Source organism: Micromonospora auratinigra, assembly GCF_900089595.1.
Classification (GTDB): Bacteria; Actinomycetota; Actinomycetes; order Mycobacteriales; family Micromonosporaceae; genus Micromonospora; species Micromonospora auratinigra.
This window is the reverse complement of record NZ_LT594323.1, coordinates 753,536-774,134: the sequence shown is the minus strand read 5'-3', so window position 1 is coordinate 774,134 and position 20,599 is coordinate 753,536. Positions and strand designations below refer to the sequence as shown.

The window sequence follows — 20,599 nt, the reverse complement described above, 5'->3', positions numbered from 1 at the left end:
GTAGATCCCCGCGCCCATCTCGTACCCGGACAGCCGTCGTCGGCGTGGCCACCGCGGTCGCGCTCGCCGCCACCGGGCTGACCCTGGCCCCGGTCGCGGGGGCGTCGACACTGCCGTATCAGGATCCCGCCCTGCCCGTGGCCCAGCGGGTGGCGGACCTGCTGTCGCGGATGTCGTTGGACGAGAAGATCGGCCAGATGACCCAGGCCGAGCGCGCGAAGGTCAGTCCCGCCGACGTGACCGCCTACCGGCTCGGCTCCATCCTCTCCGGCGGCGGCTCGGCGCCGGCACCGAACACCGCGGCCGGCTGGGCCGACATGTACGACACCTTCCAGCGGGGCGCGCTGGCCACGCCGCTCGGCATCCCGATGATCTACGGGTCGGATGCCGTGCACGGACACAACAACGTGGTCGGCGCGACGATCTTCCCGCACAACATCGGGCTGGGCGCCACCCGCGACCCGGGCCTGGCCGAGCGGATCGGCCGGGCGACCGCCGAGGAGGTCACCGGCACCGGCGTGGACTGGACCTTCTCGCCCTGCCTCTGCGTGGCCCGCAACGACCGGTGGGGCCGCACCTACGAGTCGTTCGGCGAGAAGCCCGAGCTGGCGACGCAGATGAGCAGCATCGTCACCGGCTACCAGGGCACCACGCTCGGCGGCCCGGCCAGCGTGCTGGCCACCGCCAAGCACTACCTCGGCGACGGCGGCACCACGAACGGCACCGACCAGGGCAACACCCAGCTCTCCGAGGCGGAACTGCGGGCCATCCACCTGCCGCCGTTCGTGGAGGCCATCCGCAAGGGGGTGGGCTCGATCATGATCTCGTACAGCAGCTGGAACGGGCAGAAGCTGCACGGCAACCGCTACCTGATCACCGATCTGCTGAAGAACGAGCTGGGCTTCACCGGCTTCGTGGTCTCCGACTGGAACGGCATCGACCAGATCGACGGCGCTCCCGGGTTCACCGGTGCCGAGGTGGCGCAGGCGATCAACGCGGGCATCGACATGGTGATGGCGCCGGACGGCTGGCAGTCCTTCATCACGCTCCTGCGCGGTGAGGTGCAGGCGGGCCGGGTGCCGATGTCGCGCATCGACGACGCCAACCGGCGGATCCTGACCAAGAAGTTCGAGCTGGGCCTCTTCGAGCGTCCCCTCGCGGACCGTTCGTACGCCGGCACCCTGGGCAGCGCGGCACACCGCGAGCTGGCCCGCGAGGCGGTGGCCAAGTCGCAGGTACTGCTGAAGAACGGCGGCGCGCTGCCGCTGCGCACCAACAGCCGGATCTTCGTGGCCGGCAGGAACGCCGACAACATCGGCAACCAGAGCGGCGGGTGGACCGTCAGCTGGCAGGGCGGCAGCGGCAACACCACCCCGGGCACGACGATCCTGCAGGGCATCCGGAACACCGTGGGCTCGGCCGGCACCGTGACCTACAGCCTCAACGGCAGCGGCATAGACTCGTCCTACGACGTCGCGGTCGCGGTGGTCGGCGAGACGCCGTACGCCGAGGGCCAGGGCGACCGGCCCACCGGCATGGGTCTGGACGCCACCGACCTGAACACCATCACCACGCTGCGCGCGGCCGGCGTGCCGGTGGTGGTCGTGCTGGTCTCCGGGCGCCCGCTGGACATCGCGGCACAGGTGCCGAACTGGAACTCCCTGGTGGCCGCCTGGCTGCCCGGTACCGAGGGCCAGGGCGTGGCGGACGTGTTGTTCGCCGTCCGCCAGCCGACCGGCAAGCTACCGGTGACCTGGATGCAGTCGGCCAGCCAGCAGCCGATCAACGACGGCGACGGCAAGCCCGCCCTCTTCCCCTACGGCTATGGGCTGAGCTACGGCAGCCCGGCGCCGGACACCACCGCGCCGACCGCGCCGACGAACCTGCGCGCCACGGTCAACGGCACGTCCGCCACGCTGACCTGGTCGCCGTCCACCGATGAGGTGGGGGTGCGGGAGTACGTCGTGCACGAGCTGGCCGGCACCTCCGACACGGTGTACGGCCGGACGGCCACCCCGTCCCTCACGGTCACCGGTCTGGTTCCCGGCGTGTCGCGGCAGTTCTTCGTGGTCGCGGCCGACGCGGCCGGCAACACCTCGCCGGCCTCGACGACGGTCGTGGTGCAGGCGGCGGGGGTGGATCCCACGCCGACCCCCACCCAGGGCACGGCCACCTGCCAGGTCAGTTACGCGACGAACGACTGGGGCGCCGGCTTCAGCGCCACCATCACGGTGCGCAACAGCGGCACCGCCGCGCTGTCCGGCTGGACGCTGCGCTTCGCGTTTCCCGACGCCGGCCAGCGGGTCACCCAGGGCTGGTCGGCCACCTGGTCGCAGAGCGGCACGGCAGTGACGGCGACCAATGCCGCGTGGAACGGTTCGCTGCCGGCCGGCGCGTCCGTCGGGCTCGGCTTCAACGGCACGTACAGCGGCACCAACCCACGCCCGGCCTCGTTCACGCTCAACGGGGCCCCGTGCACCACTGGCTGACCGGATAGCGCAGGCGGATCCGCTCCCCCACCTGCGGCGTGTCGGTGTCGTCACCCGGTGACGCCCCGGCACACCGCAGGTGGGGGGCTGTCGGCCCGTCGGCAGCCGGGCCGGCCGGAAGCGGCAGGACCGGTCAGCGGGTACCGGAGGGTGCCGCCCCCGGCACCCGGGTCAACGGCGTATCGACGACGTCCGCCGGCAGCGCTCACGGATCATCCGCCGTCGCCGTCGCCGTCGCCGATGACGGTCGGCGGCCAGGTCGCGACGGCCTACGGCTTGCGGGCGAGGACCCCGCCCATCGCCACAGAGCATCCGTCACCGTTGGTCTGTGAGAGGGCCGGCGCGGGGCCGGGCCGGTCAGGCCGGTTCGGGTACGCCCCCGGGCTCCCCGTCGTCGGGCATCGGCTCGACCGGCGCCTCGGGCAATTCGCCGGGCGTGTCCGGGAGGAGTTCGCTCGGGTCGTCCGGCACGTCCGCACGCGGGTCGATCGGCGGGTACATCTCGGGATCGAGGTCGGGGTTGGTCATCGGCTCAGTATCCGACGCCACCGCCGGGACCGCCCGCCGGGCACGACGACGGGCGGCGCTCGCTGCCCCGTGCGGCGGTCGGTCGGCGGGCCGCCCTCGAGTAGGTGCCGTAGCCGCAGTATGGGCCGTTGCGACGGCGGATCCAGGGACGGGTGGATGCTGACTCCGAGGTCCCGTGCGGCGTCGTCGGTGGCCGGCTGTGTGCTCGCGCGCAGTGTGCCAGGGGCGGCTCGTCGGCCGCCTGCCGTTCCCCGAACGTTCAGGAGACCCGCCCCAGCGTCACCGCTGACCACGGACCACCTGCTCGGCCCAGGGGCGAGCCGGTATGCCACGGATGAAGGACGACGACATCTCGTGGGTGGCGTGGCGGCTCGACGTCGACCGCGTCGCCGCCTGCAACAAACCTGCACGTCCCCGCCCTTGCCTCGCCGGCAAGCGCTTTCCTAGTCTGATGTACATCGATGTCGCGAGCCCTCGCCCGGGCCGGGGGGTGCGAACACGAGCTCATCCCACGGTGACGGGCCCCAACGGGCGCGGCCTGCACCGTGCCCACTCCCAAGGAGTCCCACAGTGCGAATCGCAGTGCGACACAAGCTTCTCGTCGGCGGCACCGCCGTCGCCGCCGCGGCCGCGGTCGCCACGGCGCTGCCGATGACCCAGGCGTCGGGCGCATCCGGCGGCCCCGACCCCGCCTCGATCGGCGTCAACGCGACGAATCTCAGCCTCGGGGCCGGCGCCGACGGCTCCAGCAAGGCCAGCGGCACCAGCTACGGCAACGCGATCGACGGTGACATGAACACCTACTGGTCGCCGGCCGGCTCGACCGGCCGCATCTCGGTCAAGTGGGATTCGGCCACGACGGTGGGCTCGATCAACATCCGGGAGGCGGCCGGCGCCGTCGGGGCCATCCACTCCTGGCGCGTTGTCAACAACGACACGGGCGCCACCCTGGCCAGTGGTACCGGGGCCGGGATCATCAACTTCGCCGCCACCTCGCTGCGCAAGATCAATTTTGAGATCGCCAGCTCGACCGGCACACCGAGGGTCGCCGAGTTCGAGACGTACGCATCCGGCTCCACCACACCACCGGCCACCCCGCCGCCGACGACGCCCCCGCCGACCACGCCACCCCCGACCACTCCCCCGCCGTCGGGCAGCACGCTGTACGTGGCCCCGACCGGCGCCGACGGCGCGGCCGGCACGCAGGCGAACCCGACGACGCTCACCTCCGCGCTCACCAGGATCTCCGCCGGCGGCACGATCTACCTGCGCGGCGGCACCTACCGCTACGCCCAGACCATCACCATCGGCCAGGGCAACAACGGCACGTCGAGCGCGCGCAAGAACCTGTTCGCCTACCCCGGCGAGACCCCGATCCTGAACTTCTCGGCCCAGAGCGAGGACCCGGCCAACCGCGGCCTCGCCGTCGGCGGTTCGTGGTGGCACATCCGCGGCATCGTCGTCGAACGGGCCGGAGACAACGGCATCCTGCTCGGCGGCAGCAACAACATCATCGAGCGTACGGTGACCCGCTACAACCGGGACTCGGGACTCCAGCTCTCGCGGCTGGTGGCCGACGCGCCGCGCGACCAGTGGCCGTCCAACAACCTCGTGGTGAGCACCGAGTCGCACGACAACGCCGACTCCGACGGCGAGGACGCCGACGGCTTCGCGCCGAAGCTCACCGTCGGCCCGGGCAACGTCTTCCGCTACACGGTCTCGCACAACAACATCGATGACGGCTACGACCTCTTCACCAAGCCCGAGACCGGGGCGATCAGTCCGGTGACGATCGAGTCCTCCCTGGCCTACGACAACGGCACCCTGAGCAACGGCGGGCAGGCCGGCGCCGGCGACCGCAACGGCTTCAAGCTCGGCGGCGAGGACATCGGCGTCAACCACGTCGTGCGGGGCAACATCGCCTACCACAACGGCCAGCACGGGTTCACGTACAACCGCAACCTCGGCTCGATGACGGTGTCGAACAACGCCAGCATCGGCAACACCCAGCGCAACTTCAACTTCGACGGCGGCTCCTCGGTGTTCCGCAACAACACCTCCTGCGACGGCGGCACGAACGACCGCATCGTGGGCAACGCCGACAGCTCGAACCAGTTCTGGTCCGGCACCGACGGCTCCCGGTGCGCCCAGTACTCCGGCGCCCTGGGCTGGTCCTTCGCCTCCGACGGTCGCCTGGTCGTGACCTTCGGCGGCCGGGTCGTCACGCCGTAACGGACTGGACGACGACAATGTCTCCGCAAGGATGATGCCGGCGTCCCACCGACCGGCCGATCCGTTCGGGGTCCGCGCTCGCCGGCCCCGAACGGCGGCCACGGTGGCGGCGAATTGACCGTGCATGGCGGCTGTCGGTGGGGAAGGTCGCCTCCTCGTCGGCGGCTCTGCTGGTAGCCGCGCGAGCCGGATCCTCACCCAACTGCGGCTGTCACGACCGATCCACCACCTGCCTTCGACGGAGCTGAGCCAGACCGGTGTCGGGTGCGGTGAGCCGTCGGGTCGCACGGTGCACAACGCGGACATGCGCGGAACGTTCTTGACCGCGACGTCCAGATCGGCTCAGCTTCGCGGGAAGGCCGTGCTGGCCGAGGTCTGCGACACCGCACACCGGACACACGCCGACGCTGCGGCGAAAGGGTTCACTGACGCCTCCGGCGTCACGTTCGCAAGCCGCGGAGCACGCCGCGGTGAACTCTCGATGAGCGGGTCAGGTCGGGCTCGATGCGAGGTCGGACGGCCTGGCACGCTTCGCGGCCAACTCCGGTTGTCACCCTCGCCCGGAGAGGTCGGATCCGTTCGGTCGACGCGTACCGTGAGTACGTAGGCGCACTGAGCGCAGCCCTCGTCTGCCTCCAGCTCACCGAAGCAGTGGACGCGCTCTCCTCCGCAGCACGGGCGGCTTGGCCCGACCGGCTGCCGCCCACCACCCCACCGGCCACGGCCTGTCGTGCCGCGGCGGCCCTCCGGACTTCCCACTGTCCGCGGCACTCGCCGGGATCAGGCGGGACAACTGCAGAGCGAAAGCGGCGGCGCGCGGCCCGCCAAGGGCCGCCCTGACAGATGCCGAGTCAGCAGGTTGAGCGACCGCCCAAAAGGTCGTAAGCTCCGGTTTGAGCGATAGCTCAACCTGGAGGGCGGCCCGCCGGAGCAGGCATCACTCCGGCCCGCCAGCCGCGCGCCGGCATAGGGAAGGCGGCCACATGAGAGCCCCCCGGTTGGTGAGCGTCGTGCAGCGCCGCCTGCTCGTGAACTACCGCACGGATCCGGAGACCACCGCCCGGCTGCTACCCGCCCCGCTGCGACCTCCGCGGAGCAGCCCGCCGATGACCGCACCTGCGCCCGACCGGGCAAGGACCGGCGAGCAGCCGATGAGTGGTGAGCATCGGGCCCGATCCGGCAGGCCGAGAACCGGACCCGGGCAATGTGCCGAAGGACTCGAGCACGAGTTCGGCCACCTCGTGACCCTCAGTTCTCGGTGGTCCCGGTGCGGCCCCAATTCGGGGGTGCTGAGATGACTGATCTGCAAGGGCGTGGTGCAGGCTGGTGGCTCAGGCGCACCAGCCTCGTGGGCGCGCTGCTCGTGTTGGTCAAGTTCGTCCTGATCCTGATCATCGTGGGATCGGAGGCGTATCTCGGCTCCATCCAGCCCGGGGGGACGTTCCTTGCCCTCGGGTTCGAGGTTCTCCTCTCCCTGTTGCCCACGGTGCTGCTCTTGGCGCTGTTGTCGGTGGTGGGTCCGGCGCTCGGACTCGGACTCGCGTTTCGCGTGCTCACCGTGGTGCTGATCGCCGCGGTCGCGACGCTGACGTTCGTGTTCATCGGCTGGATCGTCTACGCGATGATCGCGCTCATCGGGCAGCTGGTAGTGGCTGCCGTCGCAATCCGATACGTGGACGCCCTGCAGCCGCGGAACGGATCCGTCGAGTAGGTGTCCACTGCCGGGCGGCGGCCGCTCGGAAGATTGCGTATGTCCTGGCTGCTCCTGAGTGAAATCCCTGCAGTTGATCAACTGCAGGAATGGGTGCCTTGCCCGCCTGGTTGTCCCGGACCAGGACGAAGGCCAAGTAGCCAGTCAGGGTAAATGCCTCCCCCACGGGTCCGCCGAACTCCTCGGCCAGCACCGTCGCGGCGGTTCGGTGTGCTGGCAGCCGTCGCATCATGCCGAAGGGGAGCAGTAGGTTGAACAGGCACAGCAGCGCGACCACGACCAGTGCGGCCACCAGGTAGGTCATGTTTCCTGACCGTGGGGCGATCCGGTGTCCGGGTGGTCGTCCGGGTCGATGGATGTCACTGTTCGGCGAGCAGGGCGGCGGTCGGGAGCCGGCGAATGAGGATCGCCGGGACCAGGGCGGCGAGCACGGTCAGCAGCAGCGCTGCGGCGGTCACGGCCAGCGCCAGGACCGCCAGCCGGCCGTCGAGGTGGCCGACCAGCAGGGCCACCGATCCGAGGCCCGCCACGGTCCCGAGGACGCAACCGAGCATCCCGACGCCGAGGGCTTCGTAGACGAGCAGCCGGTTGAGGGCGGAGTCCGGCCATCCGACGGCCCGGAGGGTGGCGAACTCGGCTGACCGTTCCCGCACGTTGAGGTAGAGCACGTCGGCCACGCTGAGCAGCCCGAACAGCAGCACCCCGCCGACCGCGACCAGGTCGACTCCGCGTACCTGCACGGAGACGGCCTGGCCGAGCAGTGAGCCCACCATGCCGTCGTGGAACGCCCAGAGGGAGGCGGCGATCACGGTGACCGCGCCGACGCCGGCGGCAAGGCTGACGGCTCCGGCGAGGGTGCGGGCGGGTGCCCGTACCAGATTGGCCAGGGCGAGTCCGGCGAAGGTCCGCCGTGGGGCGGACCGTCGGGCCGGCGCGGGGGTTGCCTGGAGTGCCTCGGCTGATCGGGTCCGGGCGGCCTGGATCGCTGGGAGCGCGCCAGCCACCGCGGTGAGCAGTACCGCGATCGGTGTGCACAGCAGGACGACGGTGCCGGAGACCTGGACGCCGGCCAGGTGGCCGAGTGGCCCGGACAGGCCGGCACCGAGCAGGCCCGCGGCGAGGCCGAGGGTGGTGGTCTCGGTGAGGACCAGTTGGCTCAGTCGCCAGCCGGGCCAGCCGACGCAGGCCAGTACGGCCAGTTCGCGGCGGCGAGCGCGGACGGCGGTGGACACCGCGTTGCCGACCAGCAGGGCGCAGACCACCAGGAGCAGTCCGAGCAGCATGACGTTCTTGCGGTCGACGGCCGTGACGATCTCGGCGGCCACGCCCCTGCGGGTGCGGGCCTCGGCCAGCGTCAGGTCGGGGCGGCCGAGTTGGTTGGCGGGCAGCAGCACGGGGCTGCGTACGGTGGAGCCGCCGAGCACGATCTCGACGGTCAGTCCGGTCTGGTGGACGATCTCGTCGGCCACGAGCCGGACGCGTTCCCGGGCCACCTCGTCGAACCGGTCGATGTCCGCCACCCGCACCCGGACGGAGCTCAGCGGTGTGTCAGCCGCCGGCGACCGGACGCTCTGGTACAGGTCGTGGGCGGCGGTCAGGGTGGTCAGCAGGTGGGGTGGGCGGGGCGGGTAGCCCAGCGGATCGTCGCCGGGTAGTAGTGGACGGTCGGCGAGCAGTTGCCGGGTACGGGGGTCGCCGCCCACCGGTGCGGCCGGCCGGTACAGGTCGAGGGCCTGTTGGGCGGCGCCGCCGGCGGTGGGGAGGTCGCTGGGCGCGAAGCTGCCCACGGGGGTGACCGACCACTCCTCGCTCTGCCCGTTCAGGATGATCGACTCTGCGGTGCCGGCGCCGCCGGTGCCGAACCAGGTGTCCCGCCACAGGTCGTCGACGGCCTGGTCGGTGGAGCCGGGTTCACCGACCCGGGGCAGTATCCGGCTCGTGCCGTCGGGTCGTGGCGCATAGGCCGGTGACGCGGGCCGCAGCAGGGTCTGTACGCCGGACAGGGGGGTGTTGCCGGCCAGGGCGGTGTCGAGTCGGGCACGGTAGAGCTGGCCCAGGTCGTATGCGGCCGTCTTCGGGGGTGTCCCGGTCGAGCCGTGCAGAAGCGGCCACAGCGCTTCTGTGGTGGAGCCGGGTACCCGTCGGGCGTCCCGGCCCGCGAGTCGGGACATGGCGAGCTTCATCTGCTCGTCCACCGCGAGGTCCGTGGTGGCGAGTACCGGGATCGCCCGGCCTGTCCGGCCGACGGGTGTGAGCGGGGACGTCGATGAGCTGCCGGTTGCGGGGCCGATGGTGTCGGAGCCGGTCAGGTAGCGGCCCTGGCGTACCGCCCGGTCCAGGCCGGCCAGCCGTGCCTCGGCCGCAGGGTCGATCCCGGCGACGAGCATCGGTACGACCGCGGGGAGCCGCAGCTCCAGTCGAGCGGTGGCGGGTATGGCGGCGGCCGGGCGGCCGAGTGTGATCGCCGACGCCAGCCGGAAGGTGCCGCCGGGGAGCAGTTGGTAGGCCTGCAGCGCGCTGACCCTGGTTCGTCGGGCGGCCGGTTCGAAGCTGCCCACGGCGGTCGCGCACACCTGCAGGCGCCGCCCGTCGGGCTGCACCTCCAGGGGGCCTCCCCCGCCGGTGCCGGGGCACTCGGCGGCGGAGGTGGTCTGGTTGATGCGGGTGCCGTCGGTGTAGACGAACACGCCCGGGTCGCCGATGATCCGGGACAGTGCCAGCAGGGGTCGGCGGGACACGTACACGTAGGTGGGGGCGGCGGCGAGGGTGCTCAGCCCACGGTCTGCGCCGAGCCGGGGGGCGACCTCGATGACCTGCCGCTCGGCGCTCCGGTCGACCTGGTCGGTCACGTCGACCCGCAGGTCGGGTCGGATGTCGGCGAGCCCGAGGACCGCCAGCGGGGCGGCCACCTCGACGCCGGGGATGCGCTCGATCCGCCGCCACTGGTCCAGGGTGATGCCGCCGTAGGCTGCGGTGGGCCGGTCCTGGTGCAGCAGACCGTCGGCGGGTCGCGACGGGTGGACCAGGATGTCGTACGACGGGCGGAACTGGCCGTCGATGGAGCCCCGGGCGACCAGCCGCGAGGTGGCTGCGACACCGGTGAGCACGGTGAACCCGGTGGTGGCGACCAGCACGGCGGCGAACACCGCCAGGCTCCGGCCGCGGGTGTGCCGTAGCTGTGACCAGACCATCCGCAACATGGGTGGGAGCTTCTCCGCTCAGGCAGTACGGGCCGTCCCGGCCGACCTATGACCGGCCGGGAGGGTGTGGTCATGGCGATCGTGCGTCAGGTCAGCAGCGCGTCGTGGTGGTGCGGCAGTAGCCGCGGGTCGTACCGGTGCTGTCGCAGCCCTTGCAGCAGTCCCGGACCCGGACGTAACCGCTGATGGTGCTGGCCGCCTGTGCCGTCAGCTTCGGAACGAACATGCTGAGCACCCGGCCCGCTGTCGCTTCGGGAATTCGTACCATTCCCACTCCCTTCTGATCGAGCTGTCGATGAGCGTTGTGGGAATTCGTGACGCTGCCGGTTTCCGATCGCCTCACCCCCGTTTCCGCGCCGATGCGTCGGCGCTAGACAATCCGTCCGTCGTGAATCTCGACGGTCCGGTCGCAGCGGTCCGCGAGCGACGCCTCGTGGGTCGCCATGAGCAGGGTCATGCCGTGCTCGTCGCGTAGCCGCCAGAGCAGATCGATGATTCCGGCGCCGGTGGCCGAGTCCAGGTTGCCGGTCGGTTCATCGGCCAGCAGCAGCCGGGGCCGACCGACCAGGGCCCGCGCGATGGCAACTCGCTGCTGCTGACCGCCGGAGAGCTGTCCGGGCATGGCGCGCTCCCGGCCGGCCAGCCCCACTTCGGACAGCAGGGTCCGGGCCCTGTCGACGTCGTCGGGCCGGGGCCGGAACGGCAGCAGCGGCGCGAGAACGTTGTCCAGCGCGGACAACGCGGGCAGCAGGTGGAATCGTTGGAAGACGAAACCGGTCCCTCTGCGGTAGTCGGCGAGCCGCCTGCCGGACAGGCCGGTCACCGCCACCTCGTCGACCTCGATGCGGCCCGCGTCGGCGCGTTCGATCGCGCCGATCAGATGCAACAGGGTGGATTTGCCGGAACCGCTAGGGCCGGTCACCGCGACGGTGGCGCCCGCCGGCACGTCAAGGGTGACCCGGTCGACGCCGACGATCGTTTCGTCGCCCGAGCGGAACCGCTTGACCAGGTCGGCCACCCGGATGGTCGCTCCCCTGGTGGTCTCGAGGCTGGCGCTCATCGGGCACCGGGCGACGCCGGCGCGACCGCGGTGGCCGGTCCGCCTGAGGTGCGAGCGGTGGATGCGCGCAGGAATTCACCATGCAAGAGCACATCTGTCATCGCCCAGCCCCCGTATTGCTCGGCATGAAAGGTGAAAATACATGAGCTGCCGTCGATCCATCAACAGTAGACATGCGTCTGGTTGATGAGAGTCGTACGGATTGCCGCACCTCACGGGAGACCACTGGGCCCCTTTATCGTGATCATGTCGGTGACGGTGGGGGCGAGCATCCCGGGAACAATGAGGGCAGGGCTCCCGCCGACCCCTGAACCACCTCGCCGAGCGGCGTGTTCCCCACGTGCACCAGCAGCTGGTTCACCTACCCGGCGGTGTCACACACGGCGTCTACATCCCACGCCGTGACACCGGCTCCCGGCTCAACTCCTGGGTCGGCGGCAGGCTCTTCCCGGGGCGACACCACCTCAGCCGCTTCGACGCGAGAGAGCGCGAACGAGCTGCGGATCGCCTTCGCCGATCCGTCCGATGCGGTCCGCGTCGACGTCCACGTCCGGATGGTGGCCGCCCTGTCGGGCAGCCACCTCTTCTCCGACGTCGACCAGGCATCGGACTTCTTCCGGCGCGGTGCCACCGGCTTCTCCACCACCCCCGACCCGAGCCGCCTCGACGGACTCGAGCTGCTCACCGAGGGCTGGCGGGTCACACCGGTGGAGTTGGCATCGGTCCAGTCCACGTTCTTCGACGACCCGGTCCGGTTTCCCCCGGGATCCGCGATACCCGACTGCGGGCTACTGATGCGCAATGTGCCCGCCACGTGGAAGTCACTGCCGTCGATGGCCGTGCGGCCCGCCGGTGACCCGACCACCAGCAGCCGCCGATGAAGATCGTCATCGCCGGCGGTTCCGGCGCGCTCGGGCACGCATCGCCCGTGACCTGACCGGTCGGGGCCACGACGTGGTGGTACTGAACCGTTCGGTCAACGCGTCCCCTCCGCCGCATCAGGAAGTGGACCTAGCGAGGGCTGGAAAGATCGCATGCATGATCTCTCTACCTCAACCCGACGACCTGGCGTCCATGGTCTTGCGCATCGGCCCTCACGACGAGGTGGCCGGGGCGGTTCGATGAACCCTCACAAGGCCGCCCCGGGTTGTGGCGGAAGAGGATCTGGTGCTGTGACCGCACAGGTTCGCCGGGTTGGATGCGTTACAGGTTGTTCACGTAGAAGTTGGTGAGCCTTTCGACGGCGGCGTCGACGTATGCGGGCTCGTCGTACATCTCGTAGTGGCCGGCGCCGTCGATCGTCATGAGGTCGACCGGGTTGGGAGCCAGTTTCCACAGCTGCATGCCGGTGTCGTAGGAGCCGGTGTTGCCGATGCGTCCGGCGAGGATGACCTGCAGTGGCTGGGTCATGAGCTGATCGGCCAGGTGGAAGGCGTCATAGCCCAACAGGAGGGAGTCGCTGCGCAGGAGGCGCCGGTTCGTGGAGTGTTCGTCACCGCCGCGCTCGGTGCGGTAGTAGGTGACGGCCTGAGTGGTGTCGATGTCGGTCAGGCCCGCTGCCGCGGCGTCCTCAAGGGTATCGGGCAGCCAGTTCACGCGGGTCGTCTCGCCGGAGCGGGCCTCTTCGGTCCGTGCGTCCGCGAGGGCGTCGAGTGCTGCGGCCGGACCGTCGGAGGAGAAGCTGCGGAACGCGGCGCCGATGTTGACGGGGACGACCGTGCCGACCGCCTTGATGCGGTGGTCCGTGCGGGCGGTGTGCACGGCGTAGCCCCCACCGGCGCAGATGCCGAGGACGCCGATGCGCTGCGGGTCGATGCCGGAGGTCGCGGTGAGCATGTCGATGGCGTAGGAGATGTCCTCACCTCGGCGGTAGGGGTCTTCGAGGTCGCGGGGCTCGCCCTCGCTCTGGCCCTGATGGGCGGGGTCGAGGACGAGCGCGGCGATGCCGCGGGCGGCGAGACGGGAGGCGTAGTTGGCGCCGATCTGCTCCTTCACGCTGCTGCCCGGGGTGGAGAGCACCACGGCCCGCAGCGGTGCGCTGCTGTCGGCGTTGTCGGGCAGGTGGAGGTCCGCGGCGAGGTTGATGGGACCGCGCGGGATCGTGAGGTGCTGAATCACGCTTGGCTTCCTTCGTGAGATTGTTGTTCCACAGGAGTCCAGTACAAGACTGCATCTTGTACGATCTGAAACTAATACGAAACTGTACCACCTGAATGGGGGCACCGCATGTCGGTCGACGGGGCGCAGCTGTGGACGCTGAACCAGCGGCTGCTGGCAGTCGTGATGGATGCCTGCACGGAAGAGCTGACCGAGCTCGGTTTGGAGACGAAGGAGTTCTTCGTCCTGGCCGAGGTGGAGGCGTCGCCGTACCCGGCCGAGATCGCCACTGCGTTGCTGCTGCCCAAGGCGAGCGTGACGGTCTACGTTCGCAACCTCGTCACCAAGGGCTTCATCCGCCGCGAGATCGACGAGGCGGACCTGCGGCGTCACCGGCTCGTACTGACCGCTGAGGGCGCAGCGGCACGGGATCGTGCACTTGCAGCCCTCGCGGCGGAGTACGACCGCAGGTTGGCGAGGGTCACCCCCCAGGACCGCGCCGAGCTGCAGCGCATCCTTCAGGAAATGCTCTCGCCCGCGTGAGTCCATGGTCACGAGCGGTCCGTCTGCCCGGTGAGCCCCTGCTCGCCAGTGCGGTGACCGCGTAGATTCGTTGGATCGTTCAGGCTGAGGTGGCGAGCGGGCGGCTGCCCCAGCGGATCCCTTTCTCGCTGCGGATGCGGGCGCGCTCCTTGCGTTCGGCGGCCAGGACATCGTGGTGGCGGGCGTTGGCGTCGCGCCGGCGGAGGTAGGCGTGCAGGACCCGTGTCTGCACAATGTGGTTGGGGTAGTGCGAGTACGCGATGGTGAACTGGCGAAGCGGTCCGAAGTGCGCCTCGATGGGGTTGGCCCCGGTCCTTCCTCGATGAACCCGCGGCACGGCCGCGCTCCGGGCGTGGCACCGGCGCGAGTCGTGCCTGGTGGGCATCGCTGATCGGGTGCACCCGCCACGCCGCTGACCCGTCCACGGCCCGCCGTGCTCGGGCGACCGCCGAGGGCCAGGTCCGCGAGGACCGCTCCACCGAGGACATGGAACAGGGTGTTCTCACCCGCGATGCTCCTGGAGGTGGGCTGGAACAGCAGCAGGAAAAGATCTTCGACCACGGTCGGGGTGTCCGACCGTGGTCGGTGTCATCGGCGGGGTTCCCAGCGGAAGAGTCGGGTGGCGAGGGCGACGGCGATGACGACCCAGCCGAGCGTGGGTGCGAGCAGGAGCAGGGAGCCGGTCACGGCGACCCCGCCGTTCCAGGCGTTCATGGTCAGTTCGGTGGCGGCGCCGCCGGGCAGCAGCCGCTTGAGCCAGGCGAGGTCCTCGGTGCCGGTGATGCCCACCCAGGTGGCCACCGCGATCACGCCGAGCGTCACGGGCAGGGTGGTGACCTGGGCGTGCTCGGGTGAGTTCGTCAGTCCGGCCGTGGCCAGGGCCAGACCGATCATCATGGCCAGCGTCGTGAGGGTCGCCACCACGAGCAGGGCAACGTCGGCCGGCTTGCCGGCGACGACCGCCAGGGCGGTCAGGATCGCCGTCACCTGCACCACGGCGAGGACGACGACAGGCAGCAGCAGGCCGGCGAGGATACCCGCGTCGCCTTCGGCAGTGGAGCGCAACCGCTTGAGGAAGAGGTTCTGCCGTCGGGAGGCCAGGGTGGTGACGGCGGTGGCGTAGAGCCCGAACGCGGCGACGGTGAACATCACGACCGCTGCGATGTAGCCGAGGCTGCCGATGGCGGCGAAGGTCTCGTGCTGGCCGACGAAGAACACGCACACCGCGAACGGCATGATGAGGCTGGTGACCAGCACCAACCGGTTACGGAAGATCTGGATCAGCTCGCTTGCGGCGATGGACAACATGATGTGCTCCTGTCGGGGTGGCGGGTCAGGTGCTGATGGCGCGGAAGATGTCGTCCAGGCGGGTCGGGCCGGCCTCCAGACCCCGCAGCTCGACGGCGTGGTCCTGGGCCCACCCGAGCAGGACGTGCAGGTCCTTCTGCAGCCCGAAGGTCTCGACCACCACCTTTCCGTCGGCGTTGACCGCGGCCTGCAGCGGCAGTGCCGGCGCTCCGGCCGGGAGGGAGAAGCGGATGACGGCCGGCAGGGTGCGGGTCAGTTCGGCCACGGTGCCCTCGCGGTGCAGGGTGCCCTGGTGCATCAGTCCGATGCGGTCCGCGCGCTGCTGTGCCTCCTCCAGGTAGTGAGTGGTGAGCACGATGGTGGCGCCGTTCTCACGGAGTCGGTCCACCGTCGCCCAGACCGCGTCGCGGCTCTGGATGTCCAGGCCGGTGGTCGGCTCGTCAAGAAAGATCAGCTCGGGGTTGCCGTAGACGGCGGTGGCGAAGTCCAGCCGCCGCTTTTCCCCACCGGACAGCTGCGACACCCGACGGCCGGCCCGGCCGGTCAGGTCGACCAGGTCGAGCACCCGGTCGACGTCATCGGCGCGCCCGCTGAGCCGACCGATCAGACCGACGGACTCACGAACGGTGAGGTCCGGGGAGAACCCGCTCTCCTGGAGCATGACGCCCGTCCGGGGACGTACCGCGTGCCGGTCGCCCGGATCGTGCCCGAAGACGCGCACCGTGCCGGAGGCCGGTCTGCGGTGTCCCTCGACAATTTCCAGGGTCGAGGTCTTCCCGGCCCCGTTGGTGCCCAGCAGCGCGTACAACTCGCCGGGCCGAACCTCGAAGGAGAGGTCCTTGACGGCGTGGTAGTCACCGTAGGTGAGGTTCAGCCGGTCGACGTCGATGACAGGTGAGGTGGACATGCACCCATGACAGCGCGGACGACGCCGACCCGTCAGTGGCACCACGTCATCACCACATCTGACGTGGTGTCACTGGTCGCGACGCGTGGCTGCCCGATACTGGTGTGGTGACCGCGACATCCCCGCGCTTCACCGAGTCGACGCAGGGAAGGCTGCGCCGGCTCAACCTCGCCACATCCCTGCCGCCGGTGGTGTTCGCCGCCGTGATCCTGCTCTACATCGACGCGCGTACCTGGTGGCACCTCGTCATCCTGGCGCCGGGGGCGGTGGCGGCCGTGGTGGCCTTCGAACGATGGACGGCCAACGACCTGGCCCGGGTGGCGCTGCCCTGCCTGATCGTCGGGGCAGCGGTATGGCCGCTGGGGGTCGTGGTGACCGGCAGCCCCAACGCCTACTGGGGGTTCTGCGCCGTGGGGTCCCTCGCCCTGCGAGAGGTCCGGCGAGACCGTCGGCGGGCGATGGCCGGGCTGTTCTCCTACGTCGCCGCCGTCGGCGCGGCGCGGCTGCTGGTCGAGCGGCACGACATCGGCCACGTCCTGGTCACCTACGTCCTCGTCCCCACCGTCCTCACCGTCGTCGTGACGGTCTTCACGATCATGGGCGAGCGCTTCTACGACCTCATCCGGGAACTCGAACAGACCCGGGAACGCGCGGCGGAACTGGCCGTCGTCCGCGAGCGCGTCCGGTTCGCCAGCGACCTGCACGACATCCAGGGCCACACCCTGCACGTGGTCAAGCTGAAGATCGCCCTGGCCCAGCGGCTGGTACTCCGCGACACCGCAGGGGCCGAGAAGGAACTGCGGGAGACGTACGCGCTGGTCAGCGACACCATCGCGCAGACCAAGGAACTCGCTCACGCACAACGGCGGCTCAACCTGACCGCCGAGATCGAGAACGCGAAGAACCTGTTCGAGGCCGCCGGCATCCGGGTGCGGGTCACCCGAGAGGCCGAGGCCGACGCCCGGACCAGCGAACTGCTCGGTCAGGTGCTGCGCGAGACGACCACCAACATCCTGCGCCACGCTCAGGCCACCCAGGTGCAGATCACCCTCTCCGAAGCAGGTATCACCATCGTCAACGACGGCGCGACCGCCGACGCGCCGCCGCAGCTCAGGGGACTGTCCGTTCTCAAGCAACGGCTGGCAGGCGACGGAGGTGGACTGATAGTGGAGCAGTACGACGGGCGGTTCCGGACGGCCGCGACCTTCCCGACCGCCCATGGCTCCGCAGCCCCACCGGGCCCGGGAAAGGACGGCCGATGACGACCATCGTGCTCGCCGACGACGAGGTGCTGCTCCGTGCGGCCCTCGCCGCGCTGCTGCCCCTGGAGGGCGACATCACCGTCCTCGCCGAGGCGCAGGACGGTGAGACAGCCATCGAGGCCACCCTGCGGCATCGACCGGACGTCCTGGTCATCGACTTGGAGATGCCCGGCGTGGACGGCCTGGGCGCCATCGCCGAGATCCGCCGAACGCGACCCGAACAGGTGATCCTCATGCTGACCCGGCACGCCCGCCCCGGTGTGCTCCGCAAGGCGTTGAAGCTCGGCGTCCAAGGCTTCGTCAGCAAGTCCGCCGAGCCGGGCCACATCACTTCCGTCATCGCCACGCTGCACTCCGGTAGACGCTGGATCGACCCGGACGTCTCCGCGCTCGCCGTCACCGACGACTGCCCCCTCACCGACCGCGAAGCCGACGTGCTGCGGGTCACCGGCGAGGGCTACGCGGTCACCGACATCGCCGCCCGACTGCACCTCGCGCCGGGAACCGTCCGCAACTACCTCTCCAATGCCATGCGCAAGACCCAGACCCGAACCCGCCACGAAGCGGCCCGGTACGCCCGCGAACACGACTGGCTGTGACCGGCGCTCCGGCCGGTCCCCGCCTGGCGCGATCCGGCAGCTCATACCCCGGTCCGCCGTGCGGGGAATGATCAGCTCCTGCCGGGAAGGCGAGCGGGAAGCTCACCCTCCGGGTCGTCCGCGACGAGTTGGCCCGGCTCACCGCCCAGCGCCGACGGCCGCTCCCACTACGGTCTTTTCCGGAGGAGTTCCGCCGTTGCCGGCTGCTCAGGAGACCTGGCGCGGGAGATGTCCCGTCAATTCCAGCCAGACCGAGATGATCAACGCCGGACTGCCCGGGAACCGATGATCCGGTCGACCAACTCCGGCACCCACTCGACGTACTCGACCTCCGCCCCGCCGGCATGTCGGGCGTACAGGTAGCGGCCGGTCGGGCTGGTTGCCTCCGGCGTGGTGATTTCGCCGCCGCTGGCGGTCAGCCCGGCGACGACGGCGTCCAGATCATCGACGATCACGGTGGCGGAACCGTGCCCGTAGCGGGCCCGTTCCTCCGGCGGACCAGCGATCACCAGGAAGTCGCCGATCGCCGCCAACTCGATCTCGTCGAACGCGAACCGCAGATCCGGCTCCGCGCCGACCAGGGGTCGCAGCGACGAGAGCGAAGCGTCGAGGTCGTCCACCCAGAGCCGGGCGTACGTTTTCCGGATGGCCATTTGTCTCCTGTACGTTGGGATTGCCGACCCAGACCGTACGGCCATGGCTGGAGCTGGCGTAAGTACGCACTTTTTAGTAAGAGGTGGCAGGCGAAGGAGGAACGGTAGATGGACGAGCCGTTCCCGGGTAGGCCGACGGCAAGCGAGGTGGCGCAGGTGCACCTGGTCGCCCGTGAGGTATTCGACGTGGTCGGCTCGAAGTGGGCCGTGCCGATCATCGAGGCCATCGGCACCGACACGCGCCGCTTCGGCGAACTGCACCGGCAGGTCGCCGGCATCAGTCACCGGCTACTCACCGCGACCTTGCGGCAGTTGGAGCGGAACGGGGTGGTCGATCGAACGCTCCATGCCACCGTGCCGCCACGCACCGAGTACCGGCTCACCCCCGCCGGCCGGGATCTCCACAACACGATCAATGGCTTCTGCCGGTGGAGCCGTCGCCACCTGGATGAGATCCTGACCTCGCGTCGCCGGTTCGAGTAGGCCGGCGCTTCCCGGTGCCGATCCAGCAGCGGGGCGTTGCGGCCGCACGCCCTGACGTGCTGCCTGGCCGGGCGGCATCCCAGGCCTGACACAGATACTTGCGATCGGGAGCGGGAGCGGTCGGTCCGCGCCGCGCCGGCGATGCCCGATCCTTCATGCGGTCGGGGCGTGGAGGACGCAGTCGACGGCAGTGTAGAGAGTTTCGGTTTCGGACGTCAGGATCGAGTCCTCGGCGGGCAGGGCTCGTTCGATGGAGAGTCCTTCAAGGACGGTGAGCAGGAATCGCACTCGGCGTGCGTGGTCTTCCCGGGGCAGCGCGCCTTCGTCAGCGAGCACCGTCAGCCAGTACTCCACACGGCGCCACCCTTGCCGCCGCACGGCCAGGTACGCCGCGCGTACCTCCTCGGCCGGTTCGGGGGCGATGAACATCTGGTAGGCCCTGCCCCACGCCTCACGCGCCTGCTCGCCGACGCCGGCGGGGGCGAGCACCTGCCGGAGACAGTTGACCAGTCGATCCCGGGCGGGTAGCGATCGGTCGTGGATCGGGTCGTCCGGGACCAGGTGGTCGTAGATTCGGGCGAGTACGGCGTCCTGCAGCGCGCGTTGGGTCGGGAAGTGGAACCTGAGCGAGCCCGTGCTCACCCCGGCGCGCGCCGCGACCGCACGCACGCTCAGCCGCGCAGTCACATCCTCGGCAAGCATCGCCGCCGCAGCCGCGAGGATCCGTTCCCGCGAGCCGGTGCTGCTGTCGTCCCGTGCCATCTGCCACCTCCTGTCACATCGTACTAGCACGCTGTGCTAGCGTTGGCACTAGCACAGCGTGTTAGCAGGAAGCGGCGATCAACGGCAAGCGAGGAAACGTGATCGAGGACTGGCGGCAACGGCGGGCAGCCAAGCGCATCACCAGCGGGGATGGGCGGGCGTTGAAACGCCTCCGCTGGTGGCAGCTGCCCTTCCGCGCACTGTTCTACCTCACACTGCCCAACGGGGACGGCCGGCAGACCGAATATGCCGTCGACATCCCACGCCGGATCGACTCGGAGGGCGGCAAGGCGAGAGCGCACCTGTATCTCGACGGCAGACACCACGCGGAGTCCAAGCTCCCGGCAGCCTTCCCCGTCGAGGGTGGCACCATCGAAATGGCGATCAGCGCATTCGGGCTCAAGCGCTGCCACTACGTCACCACCGCCGGCGCCCAGCACCGGCTCATTCCTGATCCGAGGTCTGCCGAAGGACGCCGCGCCCGCGTCGAACGCGAGCACCCGACGCTGAGCCGCTCAATCAGTCACCTCTCGGCGCTGATCCTTCTCGTCGGCGTGGGCCTGAATCTGCTGCAACTCGCCGAACCAATGTCGCGGATTCCCCCGATCGCCGAGAGCATCGGGACTTTCGAATCGCCCGTCCGGCTACCGATCTGGCTCAACTTCGCCCTCGCCGTCGGGGCCGTACTGGGGAGCGCCGAGCGGGCCCTCCGCCTGCGCTACGGCGTGCTCGACCGAGCAGGGAAGTAACCACATCCACCAGAGG

The 20,599-nt window shown here is 70.1% G+C and carries 18 protein-coding genes and 1 pseudogene; 9 read left to right on the top strand and 10 right to left on the bottom strand.

What is annotated here, in order from left to right; genetic code table 11:
• Positions 1 to 44 precede the first annotated feature (44 nt).
• Positions 45 to 2,489, top strand: coding sequence for a glycoside hydrolase family 3 N-terminal domain-containing protein (locus GA0070611_RS03525; protein ID WP_231921310.1), 2,445 nt, complete (start codon positions 45 to 47; stop codon positions 2,487 to 2,489).
• A 357-nt stretch (positions 2,490 to 2,846) separates the two neighbouring features.
• Here the strand turns inward: GA0070611_RS03525 and GA0070611_RS31270 are convergent, their stop codons facing one another.
• Complete coding sequence (locus GA0070611_RS31270; protein ID WP_167604400.1) at positions 2,847 to 3,017, bottom strand: hypothetical protein; 171 nt, start codon at positions 3,015 to 3,017, stop codon at positions 2,847 to 2,849.
• A 570-nt stretch (positions 3,018 to 3,587) separates the two neighbouring features.
• Here GA0070611_RS31270 and GA0070611_RS03520 point away from each other — a divergent pair.
• Both GA0070611_RS03520 and GA0070611_RS03515 read left to right on the top strand, forming a co-directional pair.
• Positions 3,588 to 5,249 (top strand): right-handed parallel beta-helix repeat-containing protein, encoded by a 1,662-nt coding sequence (locus tag GA0070611_RS03520; RefSeq protein WP_231921309.1) that lies wholly within the window; start codon positions 3,588 to 3,590, stop codon positions 5,247 to 5,249.
• A 1,294-nt stretch (positions 5,250 to 6,543) separates the two neighbouring features.
• Positions 6,544 to 6,960, top strand: coding sequence for a hypothetical protein (locus GA0070611_RS03515; RefSeq protein WP_157740187.1), 417 nt, complete (start codon positions 6,544 to 6,546; stop codon positions 6,958 to 6,960).
• A 359-nt stretch (positions 6,961 to 7,319) separates the two neighbouring features.
• Here the strand turns inward: GA0070611_RS03515 and GA0070611_RS03510 are convergent, their stop codons facing one another.
• From GA0070611_RS03510 to GA0070611_RS03505, 3 genes are all read right to left on the bottom strand, one after another.
• A complete protein-coding gene (locus GA0070611_RS03510) occupies positions 7,320 to 10,160 on the bottom strand; it encodes an ABC transporter permease (RefSeq protein ID WP_091657270.1) in 2,841 nt (946 codons plus the stop codon).
• Between the two features lie 91 nt (positions 10,161 to 10,251).
• Positions 10,252 to 10,386, bottom strand: coding sequence for a hypothetical protein (locus GA0070611_RS32160; protein WP_269456350.1), 135 nt, complete (start codon positions 10,384 to 10,386; stop codon positions 10,252 to 10,254).
• 144 nt (positions 10,387 to 10,530) lie between these two features.
• Positions 10,531 to 11,220, bottom strand: coding sequence for an ABC transporter ATP-binding protein (locus GA0070611_RS03505; RefSeq protein WP_091657266.1), 690 nt, complete (start codon positions 11,218 to 11,220; stop codon positions 10,531 to 10,533).
• Between the two features lie 554 nt (positions 11,221 to 11,774).
• Between GA0070611_RS03505 and GA0070611_RS03500 the strand changes: the two genes are divergently transcribed.
• Entirely contained in the window at positions 11,775 to 12,101 is a 327-nt protein-coding gene (locus GA0070611_RS03500) for a hypothetical protein (protein WP_091657262.1), read from the top strand.
• Between the two features lie 322 nt (positions 12,102 to 12,423).
• On the opposite strand, the gene GA0070611_RS03495 is transcribed toward GA0070611_RS03500, so the two are convergent.
• Complete coding sequence (locus GA0070611_RS03495; RefSeq protein WP_091657259.1) at positions 12,424 to 13,338, bottom strand: alpha/beta hydrolase; 915 nt, start codon at positions 13,336 to 13,338, stop codon at positions 12,424 to 12,426.
• Positions 13,339 to 13,446: 108 nt separating this feature from the next.
• On the opposite strand from GA0070611_RS03495, the gene GA0070611_RS03490 reads away from it, so the two are divergent.
• A complete protein-coding gene (locus GA0070611_RS03490; protein WP_091657256.1) occupies positions 13,447 to 13,860 on the top strand; it encodes a MarR family winged helix-turn-helix transcriptional regulator in 414 nt (137 codons plus the stop codon).
• A gap of 79 nt (positions 13,861 to 13,939) precedes the next feature.
• Here GA0070611_RS03490 and GA0070611_RS03485 read toward each other — a convergent pair.
• The 3 genes and pseudogenes from GA0070611_RS03485 to GA0070611_RS03475 form a co-directional block, all read right to left on the bottom strand.
• A pseudogene (locus GA0070611_RS03485) lies at positions 13,940 to 14,167 on the bottom strand (IS630 family transposase); the annotation flags it as partial.
• 281 nt (positions 14,168 to 14,448) lie between these two features.
• On the bottom strand, positions 14,449 to 15,168 hold the full coding sequence (locus GA0070611_RS03480; protein ID WP_091657253.1) for an ABC transporter permease: 720 nt from the start codon (positions 15,166 to 15,168) through the stop codon (positions 14,449 to 14,451).
• 25 nt (positions 15,169 to 15,193) lie between these two features.
• The gene (locus GA0070611_RS03475) at positions 15,194 to 16,075 is read right to left on the bottom strand and encodes an ABC transporter ATP-binding protein (protein ID WP_091657250.1); all 882 of its coding nucleotides are present in this window, start codon (positions 16,073 to 16,075) and stop codon (positions 15,194 to 15,196) included.
• A gap of 107 nt (positions 16,076 to 16,182) precedes the next feature.
• Between GA0070611_RS03475 and GA0070611_RS03470 the strand changes: the two genes are divergently transcribed.
• Both GA0070611_RS03470 and GA0070611_RS03465 read left to right on the top strand, forming a co-directional pair.
• Positions 16,183 to 17,337: a sensor histidine kinase gene (locus GA0070611_RS03470; protein ID WP_091672392.1), complete on the top strand. Its 1,155-nt coding sequence runs from the start codon at positions 16,183 to 16,185 to the stop codon at positions 17,335 to 17,337.
• The gene (locus tag GA0070611_RS03465) at positions 17,334 to 17,936 is read left to right on the top strand and encodes a response regulator transcription factor (protein WP_091657245.1); all 603 of its coding nucleotides are present in this window, start codon (positions 17,334 to 17,336) and stop codon (positions 17,934 to 17,936) included. The genes GA0070611_RS03470 and GA0070611_RS03465 overlap by 4 nt, the downstream gene beginning before the upstream one ends.
• Positions 17,937 to 18,196: 260 nt before the next feature.
• On the opposite strand, the gene GA0070611_RS03460 is transcribed toward GA0070611_RS03465, so the two are convergent.
• The gene (locus GA0070611_RS03460; RefSeq protein WP_091657243.1) at positions 18,197 to 18,589 is read right to left on the bottom strand and encodes a VOC family protein; all 393 of its coding nucleotides are present in this window, start codon (positions 18,587 to 18,589) and stop codon (positions 18,197 to 18,199) included.
• A gap of 108 nt (positions 18,590 to 18,697) precedes the next feature.
• Here GA0070611_RS03460 and GA0070611_RS03455 point away from each other — a divergent pair, with 108 nt between their 5' ends.
• Positions 18,698 to 19,072 carry a winged helix-turn-helix transcriptional regulator gene (locus tag GA0070611_RS03455; protein ID WP_091657239.1) on the top strand — a complete coding sequence of 125 codons (375 nt, stop codon included), beginning with the start codon at positions 18,698 to 18,700 and terminating at the stop codon, positions 19,070 to 19,072.
• Positions 19,073 to 19,225: 153 nt separating this feature from the next.
• On the opposite strand, the gene GA0070611_RS03450 is transcribed toward GA0070611_RS03455, so the two are convergent.
• The gene (locus GA0070611_RS03450) at positions 19,226 to 19,834 is read right to left on the bottom strand and encodes a TetR/AcrR family transcriptional regulator (RefSeq protein WP_091657235.1); all 609 of its coding nucleotides are present in this window, start codon (positions 19,832 to 19,834) and stop codon (positions 19,226 to 19,228) included.
• A 98-nt stretch (positions 19,835 to 19,932) separates the two neighbouring features.
• Here GA0070611_RS03450 and GA0070611_RS03445 point away from each other — a divergent pair, with 98 nt between their 5' ends.
• A complete protein-coding gene (locus GA0070611_RS03445) occupies positions 19,933 to 20,583 on the top strand; it encodes a hypothetical protein (RefSeq protein WP_091657231.1) in 651 nt (216 codons plus the stop codon).
• Positions 20,584 to 20,599 lie beyond the last annotated feature (16 nt).

Excerpts from the sequence above, each read along its gene's own strand:
- GA0070611_RS03455 (WP_091657239.1), top strand. The coding sequence starts at position 18,698 with ATGGACGAGCCGTTCCCGGGTAGGCCGACGGCAAGCGAGGTGGCGCAG.
- GA0070611_RS03510 (WP_091657270.1), bottom strand. The coding sequence starts at position 10,160 with ATGTTGCGGATGGTCTGGTCACAGCTACGGCACACCCGCGGCCGGAGC.
- GA0070611_RS31270 (WP_167604400.1), bottom strand. The coding sequence starts at position 3,017 with ATGACCAACCCCGACCTCGATCCCGAGATGTACCCGCCGATCGACCCG.
- GA0070611_RS03460 (WP_091657243.1), bottom strand. The coding sequence starts at position 18,589 with ATGGCCATCCGGAAAACGTACGCCCGGCTCTGGGTGGACGACCTCGAC.
- GA0070611_RS03505 (WP_091657266.1), bottom strand. The coding sequence starts at position 11,220 with ATGAGCGCCAGCCTCGAGACCACCAGGGGAGCGACCATCCGGGTGGCC.
- GA0070611_RS03500 (WP_091657262.1), top strand. The coding sequence starts at position 11,775 with ATGGTGGCCGCCCTGTCGGGCAGCCACCTCTTCTCCGACGTCGACCAG.
- GA0070611_RS03515 (WP_157740187.1), top strand. The coding sequence starts at position 6,544 with ATGACTGATCTGCAAGGGCGTGGTGCAGGCTGGTGGCTCAGGCGCACC.
- GA0070611_RS03490 (WP_091657256.1), top strand. The coding sequence starts at position 13,447 with ATGTCGGTCGACGGGGCGCAGCTGTGGACGCTGAACCAGCGGCTGCTG.
- GA0070611_RS32160 (WP_269456350.1), bottom strand. The coding sequence starts at position 10,386 with ATGTTCGTTCCGAAGCTGACGGCACAGGCGGCCAGCACCATCAGCGGT.
- GA0070611_RS03475 (WP_091657250.1), bottom strand. The coding sequence starts at position 16,075 with ATGTCCACCTCACCTGTCATCGACGTCGACCGGCTGAACCTCACCTAC.
- GA0070611_RS03465 (WP_091657245.1), top strand. The coding sequence starts at position 17,334 with ATGACGACCATCGTGCTCGCCGACGACGAGGTGCTGCTCCGTGCGGCC.
- GA0070611_RS03480 (WP_091657253.1), bottom strand. The coding sequence starts at position 15,168 with ATGTTGTCCATCGCCGCAAGCGAGCTGATCCAGATCTTCCGTAACCGG.
- GA0070611_RS03450 (WP_091657235.1), bottom strand. The coding sequence starts at position 19,834 with ATGGCACGGGACGACAGCAGCACCGGCTCGCGGGAACGGATCCTCGCG.